General features: G+C 70.3%; 15 protein-coding genes and 1 pseudogene. 5 read left to right on the top strand and 11 right to left on the bottom strand.

Annotation, left to right across the window (positions count from 1 at the left end):
• Positions 1-12: 12 nt before the first annotated feature.
• Together BU204_RS15165 and BU204_RS15160 are read right to left on the bottom strand one after the other, a co-directional pair.
• On the bottom strand, positions 13-2,445 hold the full coding sequence (locus BU204_RS15165) for a sensor histidine kinase (RefSeq protein WP_158073467.1): 2,433 nt from the start codon (positions 2,443-2,445) through the stop codon (positions 13-15).
• A 278-nt stretch (positions 2,446-2,723) separates the two neighbouring features.
• Positions 2,724-4,334, bottom strand: a complete 1,611-nt coding sequence (locus tag BU204_RS15160; protein WP_075126308.1) for a pyruvate, phosphate dikinase — start codon at positions 4,332-4,334, stop codon at positions 2,724-2,726.
• An 87-nt stretch (positions 4,335-4,421) separates the two neighbouring features.
• On the opposite strand from BU204_RS15160, the gene BU204_RS15155 reads away from it, so the two are divergent.
• Positions 4,422-5,015, top strand: coding sequence for a hypothetical protein (locus tag BU204_RS15155; protein ID WP_075126307.1), 594 nt, complete (start codon positions 4,422-4,424; stop codon positions 5,013-5,015).
• A gap of 312 nt (positions 5,016-5,327) precedes the next feature.
• Positions 5,328-6,332 (top strand): terpene synthase family protein, encoded by a 1,005-nt coding sequence (locus BU204_RS15150; RefSeq protein WP_075126306.1) that lies wholly within the window; start codon positions 5,328-5,330, stop codon positions 6,330-6,332.
• Positions 6,333-6,496: 164 nt separating this feature from the next.
• Here BU204_RS15150 and BU204_RS15145 read toward each other — a convergent pair whose 3' ends face one another.
• Positions 6,497-7,072 (bottom strand): TetR family transcriptional regulator, encoded by a 576-nt coding sequence (locus BU204_RS15145; RefSeq protein ID WP_075126305.1) that lies wholly within the window; start codon positions 7,070-7,072, stop codon positions 6,497-6,499.
• 88 nt (positions 7,073-7,160) lie between these two features.
• Here BU204_RS15145 and BU204_RS15140 point away from each other — a divergent pair, with 88 nt between their 5' ends.
• Positions 7,161-7,547: a cupin gene (locus tag BU204_RS15140; RefSeq protein ID WP_075126304.1), complete on the top strand. Its 387-nt coding sequence runs from the start codon at positions 7,161-7,163 to the stop codon at positions 7,545-7,547.
• A gap of 20 nt (positions 7,548-7,567) precedes the next feature.
• Here BU204_RS15140 and BU204_RS15135 read toward each other — a convergent pair whose 3' ends face one another.
• Positions 7,568-8,005 (bottom strand): VOC family protein, encoded by a 438-nt coding sequence (locus tag BU204_RS15135; protein WP_075126303.1) that lies wholly within the window; start codon positions 8,003-8,005, stop codon positions 7,568-7,570.
• A 149-nt stretch (positions 8,006-8,154) separates the two neighbouring features.
• On the bottom strand, positions 8,155-8,601 hold the full coding sequence (locus BU204_RS15130; protein WP_075126302.1) for a nitroreductase family deazaflavin-dependent oxidoreductase: 447 nt from the start codon (positions 8,599-8,601) through the stop codon (positions 8,155-8,157).
• A 244-nt stretch (positions 8,602-8,845) separates the two neighbouring features.
• Between BU204_RS15130 and BU204_RS15125 the strand changes: the two genes are divergently transcribed.
• Positions 8,846-9,295 carry a TIGR03618 family F420-dependent PPOX class oxidoreductase gene (locus tag BU204_RS15125; protein ID WP_075126301.1) on the top strand — a complete coding sequence of 150 codons (450 nt, stop codon included), beginning with the start codon at positions 8,846-8,848 and terminating at the stop codon, positions 9,293-9,295.
• Between the two features lie 54 nt (positions 9,296-9,349).
• On the opposite strand, the gene BU204_RS38310 is transcribed toward BU204_RS15125, so the two are convergent.
• From BU204_RS38310 to BU204_RS15100, 6 genes and pseudogenes are all read right to left on the bottom strand, one after another.
• On the bottom strand, positions 9,350-10,768 hold the full coding sequence (locus tag BU204_RS38310) for a hypothetical protein (protein WP_083661332.1): 1,419 nt from the start codon (positions 10,766-10,768) through the stop codon (positions 9,350-9,352).
• Positions 10,675-12,513, bottom strand: a pseudogene (locus tag BU204_RS41275) (S8 family serine peptidase). The gene BU204_RS38310 and the pseudogene BU204_RS41275 overlap by 94 nt, the downstream one beginning before the upstream one ends.
• 148 nt (positions 12,514-12,661) lie before the next feature.
• Positions 12,662-13,675 (bottom strand): hypothetical protein, encoded by a 1,014-nt coding sequence (locus tag BU204_RS15115; RefSeq protein WP_075126300.1) that lies wholly within the window; start codon positions 13,673-13,675, stop codon positions 12,662-12,664.
• Complete coding sequence (locus BU204_RS15110) at positions 13,675-14,175, bottom strand: SigE family RNA polymerase sigma factor (RefSeq protein ID WP_075126299.1); 501 nt, start codon at positions 14,173-14,175, stop codon at positions 13,675-13,677. Before BU204_RS15110 ends, BU204_RS15115 begins: the two co-directional genes overlap by 1 nt.
• Positions 14,176-14,218: 43 nt before the next feature.
• Complete coding sequence (locus BU204_RS15105) at positions 14,219-15,106, bottom strand: class I SAM-dependent methyltransferase (protein ID WP_075126298.1); 888 nt, start codon at positions 15,104-15,106, stop codon at positions 14,219-14,221.
• Positions 15,107-15,137: 31 nt separating this feature from the next.
• Complete coding sequence (locus BU204_RS15100) at positions 15,138-16,436, bottom strand: ArnT family glycosyltransferase (RefSeq protein ID WP_075126297.1); 1,299 nt, start codon at positions 16,434-16,436, stop codon at positions 15,138-15,140.
• A 427-nt stretch (positions 16,437-16,863) separates the two neighbouring features.
• Between BU204_RS15100 and BU204_RS15095 the strand changes: the two genes are divergently transcribed.
• Entirely contained in the window at positions 16,864-17,823 is a 960-nt protein-coding gene (locus tag BU204_RS15095; RefSeq protein ID WP_083661338.1) for a trypsin-like serine peptidase, read from the top strand.
• Positions 17,824-17,836: the final 13 nt, after the last annotated feature.

The following is a 17,836-nucleotide window of genomic DNA, read 5'->3' as shown; positions in this document are numbered from 1 at the left end:
GACCATTCGTGTTCATCGGTTGTGCTCCGAGGGCTGACCACGCCCTTGACGTGTTCCCCGCTGGAAGGACGACATCGACTTGTGGGCTTCCTCGGGGGTGCGGACGCGCCTGGGCCGACTGGTCTTCGGGGGGGACTCGGTGTCCACCTGCAGTTGTGGCACGAGGTTCGCCTGACGCTGACGCCGCGGCAGCGGCGGCCGTTTGCGCGGCGCGGCACCCGCCGCACGCTCGCGTTGCGCCGGCTCCGCCGGCCGTTCGTTACCCGCCGCCGGAGGCCGACCGTTAGCCGGGGGACGTTCGTGAGCCGGGGGACGTTCGTTGCTCGTGGCCGCGGGTCGCGCGGTCGCCGGCGGCGGGGCCACCGGTTCGAACCGCTCGGTGGCCGCGACCGGTGTCACGGGTTCGAACGCCTCGAAGTCCGACCAGGCCGGCGGCAACGTGATCGGCTCCGGCTCCTCCTTGGGCCAGTGGCCGGAACTCTCGCCGGTCGCACGGGGCAGCCGCGGAACGGGGTCCTGCGTCGGCTGCGGCACGAAGCTCGGCTGGGGCGCCTGTTGCCTGCCCGGACGGGACACTCCCGCCGGCACCTGCTGCTGCGACTCCCGGTCCCCGGTCTCGGTGGCCGACGACGGGATGAGCACGATCGCCTTGATCCCACCGTAGGCGGACTCCTGCAGGCTGACCGAGATGTCGTGCCGTTTGGCCAGCTGACCGGTCACGAACAGACCGAGGTGCCGCTGCCCCGCCAGCGCCATCGCCTGGAAGTCCGGCGGGTTCCGCAACGTCTCGTTGAGACGTTCCCGTTCCTCGAAGGCGATACCGAGGCCCTGGTCCTCGACCTCGACCACGACGCCCTTGCCGACGAGGTTGCCGCGCACGGTCACCGGCGCGTCCGGCGGCGAGAACGACGTCGCGTTGTCGACGAGCTCGGCCAGGAGGTGAATGAGGTCGGCGACCACCGCCCCGAGGACCTTCACGTCGGGCAGCCGGACCGCGCTGACCCGGACGAAGTCCTCGGTCTCGGAGATCGCGCTCCGCACGATCTCCTCCAGCTTCACCGGGGTGCGCCACTTCCGGCCGGGCTGGCCACCGCCCAGGATCAGGAGGTTCTCGGCGTTGCGCCGTGCGTGGGTGGCGAGGTGGTCGAGCTGGAACAGCAGCTCGAGGTGTTCCGGATCGCCCTGCTTGGACTCCGCCACATCGAGGACCTCCAGCTGCCGGTGCACGACGAGCTGGCTGCGGTGGGCGATGTCCAGGAAGACCTTGTTGAAGCCGCCGCGGGTCTTCGCCTCGGCCGCGGCCGCGGCGACCGCCGTGCGCTGCGCGGTCTCGAAGGCCTCGGCGACCTGTCCGATCTCGTCGGTGCCGTGGTCGACCCGGACCAGTTCGGCGTCGACGTCCACGTCCTGGCCCTCGGCGATGCGCTGCACCATCGAGGGGAGCTTCTCGTCGGCCAGCTCGAGGGTGTTCGTGCGCAGTCTCCGCAGCCGGCGGACGAGCGCGTTGGCCATGCGGACGGCGATGAGGAACGCCGTGACGGACAACACGAGCACGAGCGAACCGGCGAGGACCGAGCCCAGCAGTGACTTGTTCGCCGCGTCCTCGGCCAGGGACTCGGCGTGGCGGAAGTGGTCGCCCCACAGACCGAGCAGTTCGGCGGAGACCTCGTCCTCGGCCTCGAGCCAGGTGGACAGCGAGATGTCGAGCTCGCCGCGCTGAGCGAGGGCGTCCTCGCCCGCGGTGGCGGTCTTCCACGCGTCGGAGGCGATCAGGCGACCGTAGCGGGCCTTTTCGGTGTCGGTCAGCCGGCTGGTCATCGCCATGAGCAGGTTGCGGTAGGAGCCGGCCAGCTGGGCGACGACGAGTCGCTCGGGAGTGGTCAGCCCTCCTCGGGCCACCCCGCCCGCGGCGAGGCCGACCGCCCGGGAATGCAGGTCGGTCACCCAGAACAGGTCGACCGCGGTCGTCTCCTCGGCCGCGGTCGCCGCGTCCGGCGTGGTGCGCGCCGACCCTTCGAGGCCGGTGATGACCACGCCGGCGAGCCCGGTGTAGAAGCCGTCGACGTCGGTGACGCTCGCCTGGCGGGCGTCGACGCCCTGGCGCACCAGCTGGAGCTGGGTGGACAGCTCGGCGAACTGGGCGTTGGACTGGGAAACCGCGTCCGGGTTCAGGTTCTGCACGACCTCGGCGAGATCGGCGATCTTGGCGAGCACCGCGTTCGTGGTGTCCCGCTGCGCCTGCAGCCCGGCCACCGCAGCCGAGTCCCCGCCCAGGGCACGCAGGGAGAGCGTGCGTTCCTGCTGGACGACGGACTCGAACTCGACCAGCGGGTCGATCGCCTGCCCGAGGTAGCCGGAGAAGTCCCTGGCTTCCAGGCCCTCCGAGATCAGGTAGCCGGCGACCGAGGCACCGGTGACCAGCAGGGCCGCACTGGGGATGAGCACGATCGCGAGAACGCGGTTACGGATGCTCGTCTTTGACTTCCGGCGCGAGAACAACCGTCGCCACCACGGGCCCGCCTGGGTTTTCTCTGCGGTTGGAACACGCAACTGTTTCGCCTTGTCCTCGCTGACGTCTAGGCAACGGTGTAGCCCGGTGCCGGTGACGGCAAATCAAACCACACAGCGATTGGTTAACGGAACTCGGTGGTGACTCAACGAAGTCGCGCGGACACGTTGTCACAGGTAGACCCCGGAACGGGGGTACGCGGGCGTCGCCGGGGTCACCGCCGCGCCCGGATCGCGGCCAGCAACACCGGCAGCGGGTGCTCTGTGACCACAGCCTGCACGTTGTCACGCAACGCGTTCTCGACAGCGGTGTCGGACGAATAGTCCACTTCGTGCACGACTCGCGCGCCCGTCGGGATCTCGTCCGATCGCCATGCCGGCAGCGGCGAGATCTCGCGCGCCCACTGGGTGAGAAGACGCAGGTCCTCGTCGTCGTGTTCGGACGGTGCGCGGAGCGTGATCTCCCCCTGCAGCACCTCGCCCGTGTCACCGCACACGGTGACCGTCCGATCGTCGAGTCCGGTCACGGTGTCCTCGCCGCAGCCGACCACGCAGGGCACCCCCAGCTCGCGGCTGACCACGGCCGCGTGCGAGGTCGCGCCGCCGATCTCGGTGACGATGGCGGCGGCGGCGAGCATTCCGTGCAGGTCGTGCGGGCTCGTCGTCCGGCGTGCGAGCACCACTTCCTCGCCCTCGGCCGCCCGGGCCTCGGCCTCGTCCGGGTCGGTCACGACGACACCGGCGCCGACGCCGGGGCACGCCGGGGTGCCCCGGGCGAGCAGTGGTGCGGCCGCGCGTTCGTCGGGATCGAGGCCCGGCACCAACACCGCGCGTACCTGGTCCGCGGTCACGCGGGAGACGGCCTCCGCGGGCGAGATGAGTCCTTCCCGGCCGAGCGCGGCGGCGATGGCGACCGCACCCCGCGGAGAGCGTTTGGCCGAGCGCGTCTGCAGCAGCCAGAGTCGGCCGCTCTCCACGGTGAACTCGATGTCCTGCACGTCGCGGTTCCGCTGTTCGAGACGGTGCGCGTGGCCGATGAGCTGGGCATGGACCTCGGGCAGGAGCGCGGCGAGGGCGTCGAGCGGCTGGGGTGCGCGGGTGCCGGAGACGATGTCCTCGCCCTGCGCACGCGCCAGCCACTCGCCGAGGGGTTCCGGGTCACCCGTGGACGGGTTCCGGGTGAACAGGACGCCGGTTCCGGAGCGGTCGTCCGCGTTGCCGAACACCATCGCCTGCACGGTCACGGCGGTTCCGGCCTCGTCGTCGAGCCCGTGTCGGCGGCGGTAGGCCACGGCGCGCGGGGAGCGCCAGGACCGGAAGACCGCCGCGATCGCGAGACGCAGCTGGGACCAGGGATCGGCCGGGATGTCCTCGATGCCGACGACCTCGGAGAAGAGCTGCTCGAAGCGCTGGTGGGTGTCGCGCGCGTACGCCGCCCCCCCGAGGCGGGCGAGGCCGTCCGCGATCTCCTGGTTCAGGCCCAGGTTGAGGACGGTGTCCATCATGCCGGGCATGCTCGTCGGCGCGCCGCTGCGCACGGAGACGAGCAGGGGCGCGTCAGCCGAACCGAAGGACCTGCCGGTGCGCCGTTCCAGGTAGCCCATTCCGGAGCGCACGTCGGTCCACAGCCCGTCCAGGACACGGTCGCCCTCGGCGAGGAACTCGCGGCACACCGAAGTGGACAGCGCGAACGCGGGCGGTACCGGGAAACCGGCCGAGACCATGCGCGCGATACCGGCCGCCTTGCCACCGACGACCACCGGGTCCGGTTCGACGGAGCCGTCGAGGATCAGTACCCTCGTCGCTCCCACCGCTGCCGCGCTCATGCCTGTCCTGCTCTCGGGATCGTCGGATGCCCTGCGGGGCAAGGAAGTCCGGCAGCGTACCCGCCCCCGGGACGAGGAGGAACCACCATGCCCGTCGACATCGCGGACCCGACGCTGCACATCCTCCGCATCAGAGGACGTGCCACCCCAGAGTCGCTCGGCGCGGCACTCGACTCCCCACTGGAGCAGGTCACGGCCGCTCTGCGCGACCTCGAGTCCCGGGGTCTGGCCGAGGACAGCGGGAAACCCCGGCTGGGTTGGAAGATCACCGCGAACGGTCGCCTGTACGCGGACAGGCGGATGACCGGAATCAGCCCGCAGGCGCTGACCCTGGTGGCCGACCGTTACGAGGTCTTCCGGAAGCTCAACGACGACCTCAAGCAGCTGTGCGCCGACTGGCAGGCTCGCGCTGAGGACCAGGGCCCTTCGGACTTCGTCGACCGCCTTTCGGCGACAGACCAGCAGGTGCAGCGGATCCTGGTCGAGATCACTCCGGTGGCACCGCACTTCGCCGAGTACAGCGCACGGTTCGCCCGGGCGCACAGCCAGTTCGCGTCCGGTTCGGACAGTTATCTGACCGGAGTTCTGGTCGACTCCTACCACAGCATCTGGTTCGAATGCCACGAGTGCTTCTTCATCACGCTGGGCCGGTCACGACAGGCAGAAGAGTCGGCGCCCTGACGCGGTGGTGGCGCCGCGGCACGGCGCGCGGCTCCCGGCGCCGATGAGAAATCGAACAAGACCACATTCTTGGATAGTGAGACACTGCCAACCGCACTCCCTTGAGTCCTAAGTAGACAGATTAACCGAAAGTTGACTGGCTCTAACGGAGAGCTGAACTGGAGGTTGATCCACTCTGCGGCTGCCGCTATGGTTCAAGTGATCGACTTCGCCGCCGACTGGAGGGGATGCGCTGCCCTGTAAGGCATTCGGCCGCTTCATTCGAACCTCGGGCATCGGGATGGATGCCCGGCGACGGACGAGGATCTCACTATGGTGGCAACCCGCTGGACCCCTGCGGTGCACTGGCCCGGCGAGCAGGCGCCGGACTCGAACCTCGTGATCAGCTGCCCTTTTCCCGCCCGCCTGAACCCGCACTTCGACCAGCTCGTCGTCGACACCGAGCGGTGGTTCGTCGAACAGGGTGTTTTTTCCGGTCACGAGGACGCCGACCGCCTTACCAGGCAGTTCCTCAACTTCCAGGGCGCCGAAGAGCACGCGCGGATGTGGCCCGACGCCGACTATCCCGGTCTCTGGCTGGCCGGCCGACTGCTGACGCACATGTCGTGCCTTGATGACTTCCTCGACGAGATCTGGGGCCCCGACCAGGACGAACACGCTGCCCATGTGGTCGGACTCCTCCGCGACATCCTCACCGGCAAGGCCACGGCGGCCGACGTGGCGGCCGAGCCGCTGGCGGTACTTCTGGACTCGCTGTGGACCGAAACCCGTTCGGTCGCACCGGAACACTGGCTGGACCGAGCCGCACGGATCCATTTGGCCTATCTGGAAACGAGCATGGAGGAGCGCATGCACCGGGCGGCGAGCTCGGTGCCCACGACGGCGCAGTACGTGACATCCCGCCACTACAACGGAGGAATGTTCTACGCCGCCGCGCTCATCGAGCTGGCGAACGAAGCCTGGCTGCCGGCCGAGGTGTCCAGCCGCCCGGAGATCACCGACCTGGCGCTGCGGCTCAGCAACGCGAGCGCGTGGGCCAACGACCTGTTCTCCTACCAGCGCGAAGCCGCCCACGGCACCGGCGCCAACCTGGCGGTGGTGCTGACCACGCACGAGGGCCTGACCGAGGACGAAGCGGTAACCAAGATCGTCGAGCTGGTCAACGCCGAACTGCTCACGCTGGACTTCCTGTGTGACGCGGCGGCCGCCCTGCCGGACCCGGCGGCCCGCTACGCCGAAGGCGTGCGGGCACTGGCTTCCGGACTGATGCACTGGATGGCCACGACCGCCCGCTACGAGTCGACGCCGAGCACCTGACCTGGTCCGCCTCGCACGCGATGAGCTCGGTCAGCGTGTAGCGGTCGGGCTTGGCGATGCCGTGATCGGCCGGCGCTGTCGCGGCCTCGGGAAACCCTGGTGGAGCACGGCGACGTCCAGATGGGTGAGCGCGGCACGCCGCGCCTCGGTCGGTAGTTCCGGCGTCAGCCGAGCAGCTGGTCCAGTCCGGCCTTGATCCGCTCGACGCTCAGGTCGTTCTCCCGCTGGTGGACGAACTGCGCCGCGGCCAGGGGGGCCAGCAGGGCGTCCGCCAGGAAGTGGGCGTCGGTGCCGGGCCGGGCCTCGGCGAGCAGGCCGGCCAGGTGGCTGTGGTGCAGGCGGTACGCGCCGGTCTCGAACCTGGCCTTCGGTGTCGCGGTTTCGGCGACCATGAGCAGCGTGCCCTGCTCCTCCAGGCGGTCGACGAACGCGTGGAGAAACGCCCGGATCCTTTCGAGGGCGGGGGCTCCCGGTCCGAGCGGCGGGGGCCCGCTGATGAACGCCTCCTGGAACCGGCGCTCCCGCTCGTCCAGCAGGGCCTGAGCCAGCACGCCGCGGTCGGCGAACCGCCGGTAGACGGTACCCACACCGACACCCGCAGCCGCCGCGACCTCGTCGAGCGCGAGGGCGTCCGCCCCCCGCGCGGCGACGAGGCGAGCCGCGGCTCGCAGGATCTTCTGCCTGTTGCGGGCCGCGTCGGCCCGTTCGGCCGGGCCACCACCGGCGATCGGTAGTCGCACGACCGGGAGCGTACCCCTTGACTAAGTGGAATCATTTCCGGTTTGATGAAGTGGAACTTCTTCCATTTACTGTCCGAGAGGGGCTCCCATGTCAGTCGAGCTGTTCACCAGCGATCAGGCGTCGAACTGGTTCCAGCGCGGGGACCAGCAACTGTTCCTCGCCGATGTGCTGGACGAGCAGAGCGGAGCGGCGATGAGCGTCGGCTTCGCCCGGTACGGGAAGGGCGAGACCAACCCGTGGACCATGGCCTACGACGAGGCTCTGATCATCACGAGGGGCGCGTTCACGGTGCGCACCGCCGAGGGCTCGGTGACGGCGCGCGCGGGCGAGGTCATCTACCTGCGCAGCGGTGTGGACGTCGTCTACGCGGCGGACGAGGAGACCGAGCTGGTCTACGTGACCCATCCGCACTGGCTGGCCGCGACCGGGAGGTCGCCCTACGCGGACCGCCTCGGCGAGTTCCAGCCGGTCTAGCGGAGGGCGGCGGTCGCTCCTCAGCCGAGCCTCTCGGCCAGCGCGACGATGATGCCCTCGGGCCCGCGGACGTAGCAGAGCCGATAGCTGTCCTCGTACTGCTCCAGCTCACCCATGGGCTCCGCCCCGTGGGCGCGCAGCCGGGCGAGGACGTCCTCGATGTCCTCGACGGCGAACATGATGCGACGAATGCCAAGGGTGTTGACCGGCGCGTTCGGCTCGGCGGGGACGGCCACCGGCGAGTGGAACCTCATCAGCTCCAGCCGCCCGTGGCCGTCCGGGGTCCGCACCACGGCCAGGTCGGCCCGGACGCCGTCGAGTCCGACGAGGCGGTCGACCGACGGGCCCCCGACCGCCGCCTGGCCCTCGAGCTCGAGGCCGAGCTCGAGGAAGAACGCGACGGCGGCCGCGAGGTCGTCGACGACGATGCCGATGTTGTCCATCCGCTGGACCGTCATGGTTCTCCTCCCGAGTCGCGGCCTTCGTGGCCGCTCACGTCACGGGGACGGAGCCGGCGCGCCGTTCCCGACATCCGTGCCGCGTCGAGTTCTGGTGGTGGGCGCGACGAGCGTGCCCACCACCAGAACGGTCAGCGGGTGGCTCGGGGTCAGTCCTCGGGGGTGAGCAGGACGATCGGGATCACCCGGTCAGTCTTCTGCGCGTACTCCTCGTAGAGCGGGAAGATGCGTGCCATCTGCGCCCACAGCGGCTCACGCTCGGCCGGAGACACGACGCGGGCGCGGGCGGTGAACCGACGAGTGCCGACCTGCACCCCGACGCTCGGCTCCGCCAGGAGGTTCTTGAACCACTCCGGATCCTCGTCCGACCCTCCCTTGGAGGCCACGACCACGAAGTCCTCACCGGAGGTGCCGTAGATCAGACAGGTTCGACGGGGCTCACCGGACCTGCGTCCGGTAGTCGCGAGCACGAGGGTGTACACCCCGTTCGACTCGTGCCCCTCCGTACCACCCGAGGCCAGGTAGGTACGAGTGTGCTCGGCGACCCAGTCCCACTTCGAGTCGCTGGCGCGGTCGAGATCATCGGCGACAGCCATGCAGCGGTCCCTCCTCGGTGAGCTTCGCGGCCGGCCCACTGACGAGGCCCCCCAGCTCCGCGAACGTAGCAGAGCCCTCAACCGGCCTGGTAGACCCGGACGACCGTCGCCCGCCATGTTGGCCGCCATGGCGGCGTGTTGTGCGTCGGGCTCGCCGGTGACGTTCTCCATCCGTAAGCGGTGATCCGGGTTCACGCATACGCCGATGCCGAGATTCACGCGAGAACAACGGTAGGTTGGGGCGGTGACCGATCTCGACGCGTTTGCCGAACTGGTGTCCCTCGACAACGGGTTGTGCGTGTTCAACACGCTCCGCTCGGCCGGCGGCATCCAGTCGTCCGTGGTCAATGCCGGGGTGTTGGCGCATCCGTTGCGGCAGAACCAGGTCGTGGGGCTCGTCGCCATCGGTGGGTCTCGCAAGCTGGCCCACCTGCGTGCCGACCCCCGGGCGACGATCGTCGTCCGGGCGGGTTGGCACTGGGTGGCCGTCGAGGGGAACGCCGAGGTCGTCGGTCCCGACGACCCTCATCCCGATGTCGACGGCGGCGCGCTGCGGCAGCTGCTGCGCGCCGTCTTCACCGCCGCCGGCGGGTCCCACGATGACTGGGACACCTACGACCGGGTCATGGCGCAGGAGCGGCGGGCCGCGGTGCTCATAACCCCCGCCCGCGTGTACGGCAACCCGCGGAGCTGACCCGGCGGGCCGGGGCCAGGAGAGGTTCCTGGCCCCGGCCCGCCGGGGCCCTGCTCAGCGCAGATGGTAGGCGCGGACGATGGTCTGCTTGACCGTGTTGCCCTCGGCGTCCGACGCGGACGCCCGGAACGACACCGTCTTCGCGTCGGCGGGATGGGTGAGCACGGCGGTCCGCTTGCCGAGAACCGGAACCGTGCGCCAGCTCTTGCCTTCGTCGTAGGACGCCTCGACCGTGAGCGTACGGGGGACCACGGTGCCGCCGGTGTGGCTCTGCATGAGGATCGGCACGTGGAACCTGGTACCGGCCGGAGCCGCGTTGTCCTGGTCGAGCTTCGGCTGGAAGCGGAGTACGTTGACCGGCAGGCTCTCGGGCTCCGGCCCTTCCACAAAGGACGAGCGGAACGTCCACTCGGCACTGACGGACGAGCTCAGCGTGAAGGCCGGCTTGCGAACCGACTCCGTGGTGATCCGGTAGTCCACCGGCTCGGCCGGGAGACCGGAGAACATCGCGATCCCACCGAACGGCGACTCGTCGATCAGCTGGTCCCCGGCGTACAGCCTCGTCCACTCGGACTGGGGCCGGTTGTCGCCGAGGTTCCCCGCGTGGTCGCTGTACAGGTGGACGTGCAGGGCCATCTGGTCCTGCAACCGGCCGAGCGAGTACGGGTTCGGCTCGGCCGGCAACGCGGGACCGAACACCGCGTGGTTGAACGGCTCTCGGTAGGTGCGCCCGGCTGTGTAGGACTTGTCGGCCGGCGAGCTGTACCTGCTGTTGTCCGAACCGTCCGGCTCGGACAGCCACATCCCGTAGCTCCACACCGTGTCCGCGGTGGTCAGGTACAGGGTCCGCACGGTCGGCGCGGTGATGTCGATTCCGTTCGCTCCCGCGCTGGGTGACGCGTTGGTCGTCGGAGCCGGGTAGGACGCGAACCTGATCGGGCCACCGGCATCCACCCGCTTGCCGACGTCCACGCGCACCGTCGCGAGCTCCGCCCGGGTGACGACCTTGGTGAAGCCGACCGGGAACTCGCGGGGATACCAGGCCAGGTGGTAGTACTCGCCGGCCGCGCCGAGCCACTCGGTGTCGACCGTGCCGTCGATCGTGTAACCCGCCGCGAGGGCACCGACCTGCGCCGTCCGCGCCCCGCTGATGGCCGGGAGGCCGACGCCGGCACCGAGCACGGGGCCGTCCGGCCCGCTCAGCGCGTACCCGAGACCGACGCCGAGGTTCTCGGCGGCCGCCGGAGGTGTCACCGACACCGGTTCGGCCGTCCGCGCGTCGATGGTGAGCGTCACGTCCTGGTCGACGACCAGCCCCGGTTGGACCAGCCAGTCGAACTGCGGGGACTCGCCGTCCTCGCCCACGATCGCGTGGTCCATCAGGTAGGTGCCCTTGGGCAGCCGGGAGGTGAACCTGCCCCCCTCGGCGAAGGCGATGCCGAGCACCGGGTTGTCCAGACCGAAGTAGAACACCTCGACGTCCGCGGCCGGCGCCCGGTCCGGTCCAGGTAGTCGAAGGTGACGGTGTAGCTCTCCACCTCGCGCTCGACCACGACCGGGGTGCGGACCGTCGACTCGCCGGCCCTGGCGACGACCACGCCGGCATGCACGCCGTCGACGCCACCACGGCGGGTGTCCGCGACCACCTCCACCGTCGCGGTCTCCCCGGCGGGGATCACCACCTCGGTGGCGGACAGGGAGAACAGGTCGCTCGGGCTGCCGTCCGGACCGTGCGCGTCGACCGCGAGCGCCACCGTGGACGCGGTGTCGCCGGTGTTGCGGTAGGTCAGCGTCCTGGTGATCGGCTCGTCGTCGCCGTGCGGCCACGAGGCGGTGCCGAAGGCCAGGTTCGCCGGTTCGGCGAGGACCCGGCTGCCCAACGCGGCGGGGACGTCGACCCGGCCGGTGCCCTGGTCGAACGCCGTCGCCCCCGCTGTCGGCGTCGCCGACCCGGTGAGCACGGCCTTCAGCTGCGCGCCGGTCCAGTCCGGATGAGCACTGGCCAGCAACGCGGCGGCACCGGCGACATGGGGCGTGGCCATCGAGGTCCCCGACAGCGCGACATAGCCGTCCTCCACCGGGCTGCCCGCGAACCCGTTGGCCGCCTTGGCCGCGGCGATGTCGACACCGGGTGCCGTCACGTCCGGCTTGATCCCGCCGTCGCCGGTACGCGGTCCGCGCGAGGAGAACTCGGCGATCCGGTTCCGGTCGTCGACCGCGCCGACGGTGAGCGCCGCGTCGGCGCTGCCAGGAGAGCCGACGCTGCCCGGGTAGGGCCCGTCGTTGCCGGCGGCGACCACGAACAGCGTGCCGTGCTAGGCGGAGAGCGTGTTCACCGCCTGCTCGAGGGGGTCGATCTCCGGCGTGTCGAAGCCACCGAGGCTCAGGTTGACGATGTCCGCGTCCTGCTCGACGGCCCACTGCATCCCGGCGATGATCCCCGAGTCGTAGCCGTAGCCGAAGTCGTCGAGCACCTTCCCGTCGACCAGCGACGCGTCGGAGGCGACGCCCCGGTACCGGCCACCCGAGCGCGTGCCGGTGTCCGCGATCGTCGACGCGACGTGCGTACCGTGGCCGGTGCGGTCCACGGTGTCCGGCGCGTCGGAGAAGTTGGCCTCGGCCACCTCCTGCCCGGTGAGGTCGGGATGGGTCTGGTCGACACCGGTGTCCAACACGGCGACGGTGACACCCGCACCGGTGTGGCCGGCGGCCCAGGCGCTCGGAGCACCGATCTGCGGAACGCTGACGTCCAGGGTGGACCGGCGCCTGCCGTCCAGCCAGATCTTGCTGACGCCCCGGGCGGGGGCGACCCGGTCGGCTCTGCCGTCGGTCAACGCGTCCCATGTCGCCGTCGACTTGTCAGCCGCGACGGCCTGCCCGTTCACGCTCGGCAGCTCACGAACCACGGGCCCGACCGCGACGAGGGGTGCGGCGGCTCCCTCCGGATGAGTGATGATCAGCGGGATCGTCGCGCGTCGGGAGTCGTCATAGCCGAGCTCGACGAGCGTGGTGATGTCGAACAGGCGGCGGTCCAGGGTGCCGTTCGCGACCAGACGACGTGCGTCGGTCGGGATGACGTAGTCGTGCCCCCGTGCGGTCACCGTCCGGTGCCCGACCTTCTCCCGACCCTTGGCCGGTTCGAAGGAGAGGTGGTCGCCGCGAACGACCACGCGGTCGCCGGTGAGCAACGTGACCGCGGTGCTCACCGCCTCTCCCATCGACCGAGGTCCTCCCTCCGCCGGGGCCGCGGCCGCGGACTGGGTCGGCCCGAAGGCCAACCCGGCCACCATCGCACCGGCGACCAGCTGTGCCAGACGGCGTGAACGTCTCCGCATACAAACCCTTCCGTAGGCGCCGGCCGTCCCGTCAGCTGGGCAGGACCAGGCGGTCGGCGATGTCGTACAGCTCGGTCATGGGGACGTGGCCGGCGATGGCGATCGAGGTGTCGTCGACCGCGTCGAGGACCCACAGCGTGTGGTAGCCGTCCACGCTGACCTCGCGCGTCGCGCGGCCGAGTACGAGCCGGCCCGCGGTGCCCAGCGGCTGTTCGAACCTGGTTTGGACGACGATGTCCCGCGCGTCGGTACAGGTGCCCAGGTTGTACTCCGTGATGGGCTTCGGCACGTGGTCCGAGGGGGGCTGGACGCCGAAGCCGCAGATCCGCCGGTCGGGGGGCAGGTCGTGGAGCCCGAACGTGGGGGTGACGGTCGCCGAGCCCGGGAAGCGGACGTTCTCGGCGATCCGGCGGCCGACCTCGACCAGCCGTGCGGGTGCGACATTGCCGGACACGTGCACGTACAGGGACCCACGGTCGGGGTGTGCCAGGTACAGCTCGTAGCCGTGTTCGCCGCCGGGGTTCGCGCTCTCGACACCGCGCCGCCCGGCGACGGTGACGGCGCGACCCGGGCCGGACTTGAACACCGCGCCCTCCGGTGGGCTCATCTTGAGCTCCTGGACGCCGACGTACAGCTTCTGCCCGCCGGTGGTGACGGTGAGCTGGTACTCACCACCGAACAGCGGAAGGCTCGGGTCCTCCGGCGCCGGCACGGCGGCCATCCGTTCCAGCGAGTAGGCGGCCGAACCCTGCGGCAACCACCCGAGGGAGAAGGGCATCTTCAGGTCCTGCACCACCTGCGGAGCCGCGGCCTCGCTCCCCCGAGCCGCGGTCTGGTCGGCTTGCCGGACCGACCGGTCCGCCCCGACGACGACGACCGCGACAACGGTCAGCACGGCCGCCGCGGCCGCCACCAGCAACGGGCGGCTCCGCACGAAGCGCCGGCGGTCGACCCGCTCCCGTGCGGCGGCGAGCACGGCGTCGCCGTCGGGTGCCTCGTGCTCGTGCGCCCGGAAGGTTTCCGCGATCAGCTTCTCGATGTCCATCAGCTCTCCCTGACCTCGGCCATCCGCTCGACGGCCAAGCCGTTCCGCAACGTCGTCAGCGCTCGGTGGGCGTGGGCGCGTACCGTCGCCCGGGCGCACCCGAGCAACTCGGCGATCTCGGCGTCGTCGAACTGCTCGTAGTACCGCAGGACCAGCACCGTCCGCTGACGACGAGGCAAGCCCGCCAGCCGCTGCCACATGTCCTCGCGTGCCGCGTGCTCGGAGGCGAAGTCGTCCCCTCGCACCTCGTCGGGAACCTCACCCACGGCCACCAACCGCGCCGCCGTGCTACGCCGCCAGGACAGGTACCCGTTGGTGACCATCCGCAGCACGTACCGCTCGCGATAGTCCAGGTCGCTGATCCGCCGCCAACGCCCGTAGAGCTTGACCAACACGTCCTGCACCAGGTCGGCGGCCTGCTCCCGCTCGCCGGTGAGCATCGTCGCGTAGCGCAACAACCGAGGAAGCTGTCCCCGGACGAAGTCCTCGTAGTCACCCATCACCACTAAGACTCCGCCCGGGGCGAAGCTGTTTACCTCGCGATCAGTCCTTTGTCGCCAGGACGAAGCGCTCGACCTCGGAGACCGGGAGGGTGCGTCCGGTGGGGGCCAGGTAGCGGGACCGGTACTCGGCCGCGCCCGCCTGTTCCCGCTCGGTCCAGGCGTGCTCGGCGAGCAGGGGTGCCACCTGCTCCGGCGTCAGGCCGAAGTGCCACATCCCCTTGCTGACGAAGGCCTTGCGCACCGTCGGCGCGTGGTAGTCGTTGCTGCCGTCGAGGTAGTCGGCCAGGACGTAGGAGAAGGCCAGCCGGCTGCCCGGGGCGGCGTGGGACAGGGCGGCCAGGGTCCGGCGCACGCCTCGTTCGGTGAGGTACGGGGTAACGGCCTCCCAGACGAACATCGCCGGCTGGTCCAGCCGGACGCCGGTGGCGGTCAGGATGGCGGTGATGTCGTCGTTCTCGAGGTCCAGTGCTCTTCGGGGGATGTCGCCGGGGACGGTGCCCAGGGCCGCGCCGAGCTTCTCCTCCTTGGTGGCGATGTTCTCGGGAAGGTCGAACTCGAACGCGCGGGAACAGTGCGAACGGTAGGCGAGCGTGTCCATTCCCGCGCCCAGCACCACCAGTTGGTCCACACCCGCCTGAGCCGCCGCCACCACCTGGTCGTGGGCGTACCGCTTGCGGCAGAGGACCAGGCCCCACATTCCGAGCGCCAGCCGGTCCATCGTGGCGACAAAACCGTTGCGCACGGGGCCCCAACGCAGGGCACGGATGGCCAGGGCCTGGGCCGGTGAGAGGAGCCGGACGGTCAGGGGGTCGCTCACGATTCTGCGGTGGGCGGGCTCAAACTGCTCGACCGCGGCGATCACCATGGGGCCGAACGCCGTTCTCGCGGCGGGTGGGCGGGTTGGGGCTGTTCTTCGCAGGGAGTTCATCGCGCCACACCGTAGCGTTCTCCCGACCTTGTTACGGCACCCGCAGGACGACGATCGTGGGGCCGTTGCCGGTGAAGCGGGCGACCTCGGGCCAGCGGGCGAACAAGGACCGGTACGCCCGCTCCTCCTCGGGATGGTCCCCGGTGAGGTAGCGGCCGTACATCCCTTCCGACGCGACCACGTAGTCGGTGCCGGGTGGGACCGGTCCGTCGATGAGGCGTACCCGGTCAAGCACCTCGTGGCGCTCCGGGTCGACATAAGGGCTGTAGGACTCGATCAGCACGGTCGAGGCGGGGCGCTGGTTCAGCCACTCGCGCGCACTGGTCCAGGTGGTGGGACCGCGCTGGGGTAGCGCGGCCGGCGCCGTCACGGCCAGGGCGACGGCCGCGGCGACCGCGGCGGGCCACCGCACCCGCTCGACCAGGAACGCGGCGAGTACGGCCAGGGGCGGAAGGATCAGCATGATCGTCCGGTCGTTGCGCACCACCTGCATGCTCACCGAGGCGCTGTAGACCACGGGAAACGCCAACAGGATCGCGGCGATGCGCCACTTCTCGCGCATCAGCAGGGCGACGGCGACCAGGCCGGCCACCGCGGCCAGGGCCACCACGCCCTCCCGGCCCACCAGCCAGTCCGCGTAGAACCCGAGTGTGTCGCCTTCCATGCCGTCGTGCCCGGTGGCGTAGTGCCGGCGCTCGAACTCGACGTCGGCGAGGAACTCCTCCCGGTCCAGGAGCGCGAACGGGGTGGTGGCCAGGAACGCCGCGAGGGCCACACCTCCGGCAGCCGGCAGCCGCAGCAGCGCGGCACGACGTCCGGCCAGGGCAGCGGCCACCACCAGCGGTACGGCCACCAACACGGCCGTGTACTTCGCGCTGGCCGCCAGACCCACCATGGCGCCCGCCACGAGGTAGGACCACCAGGAGCCGCTCTGGTGGACCCAGACCGCGCACAGCACACCGAGGCCGACGAACAGCACGGCCAGCATGTCCGGGGTGACCAGCGTCGAGTGCGCGACCAGGGTCGGCGACAGCGCCAGCAGGGCCGCGGTGACCACGGGCGGCAGGGCGGCGGTGGTGAGACGTCGTGCGGTCGCCCAGCCGACGACCACCACGGCCAGGCCGAACACGACGGTGAGCAGGCGGTGCACGGTGATCGCCGCCGGGGTCTGGGCGAAGGACACGCCGGTCGTCGCGGTCACCGGTGCGCTCTCGGCCAGTCCGGGTATCCAGCCGAGGAGCGGGCCGTCGAAGTGCACGAGGGCGTTGAGGTAGAGAAACAGGCTCGGATAGTTGAAGAAATGGGGGTTCGGATCACCGTTCGCCACCATCGCGTCAATGGTCCGCAGATTAGTCGGCTCGTCCGGATGGTGCATGAAGGGCAGGTCAGGGCTGAGGTTGAGAACCCGAAAAAGACATGCCAGAGCCACGACAGGAATGAGCACGAGCCAGTGCGGTAACGCGGTGCGCAATCGAGTTTCGCGGCTCTCCTCGGAGAGCAACATATTCAGTTAACGCAAGGCGCACGCACCCGCGTTGCCGCCGGCCGAGAAATATTTTAGGTTGCCCGGCGGACAGAGTTTGATCGAATCGTGACATACCAGCGGGCGCCATGAGCGGGAGACGCGACTCGCGAGTCCACATTAGACGGATGCGCGCCAGAGATGTCGGGCCATCTCCGGCCGAGGCCATAACGCGGTGAGGCCGCCGAACGACTAACCAATTGTCGGCCCAGTGACTGTGGGAGTGAGCGTGGCCATGCCAGTTGTTCCGTCCTCGGGTGTACAGGACTCCGTCGTGGCCCGGGTGTCCAGCCGGACCCACGACCGGCTCGCGAAGATCGGCATCCTCCGCGTACCGGGAGGCATCGCGGAGGCGGACGAGCCGCGCCGGGTGGCTGTGCGCATCGACCGCCTCGGGCGCCACTACCCGGACCTGCCGCCGGTCAGCACCGACGCCGTCGCGGCCAGCGAGCCGGGGGCGATGGCCACGGCCAAGGCCATCCTCGAGGCCATCGTGCTGGACAACGACCTGCTCGGGGTCGGCTACCTCGAGGGGGGCGTGGTCGCCGCACAGGCCGTCGCACGGATCAACGTGCGGGACGCGCGTGGGCGCCTGCAGGGCTACGGAACCGGGTCGCTGGTATCCCCCGAGCTGCTGCTCACCAACCACCACGTGCTGCCCGACGCCGCCGTCGCCGGGCACAGCCTCGTCGAGTTCAACTACCAGGACGGAACGGACGGGCGACCCAAGCCGTTGCAGGGCTTCGAGCTCGACCCGGACCGGTTCTTCGTCGCCGACGAGGCGCTGGACTTCGCCCTGGTCGCCGTGCGGGCACAACCGGGCGAGCTCGACCAGTTCGGGTACAACCGGCTCGTCCGCGAGGAGGGCAAGGCGATCGTCGGCGACTACGTGACGATCATCCAGCACCCGCGCGGCGAGAAGAAGATGGTGGCGCTGCGGGAGAACCGGGTCGTCGACGTGCTCGACAAGTTCCTGCACTACGAGACCGACACCGAACCCGGATCCTCCGGCTCCCCGGTGTTCAACGACCAGTGGGAGGTCGTCGCGCTGCACCACGCCAGCGTTCCCGCGCCCGGCCGGGGCGAGCTCGGCACGCGGCTCAACGAGGGGCTGCGGATCAGCGCGCTGATCGAGCACCTGCGCGGGCTCGACCTCACCCCCGAGTGCGCGGCGCTGGTCGACACGCTCGGCTGAGGCGACGCCCCGG

The organism is Actinophytocola xanthii, from assembly GCF_001921205.1.
Taxonomy (GTDB): Bacteria; Actinomycetota; Actinomycetes; order Mycobacteriales; family Pseudonocardiaceae; genus Actinophytocola; species Actinophytocola xanthii.
The sequence above is the reverse complement of the archived record's forward strand: the minus strand, read 5'-3'. Positions and strand labels throughout refer to the sequence as shown.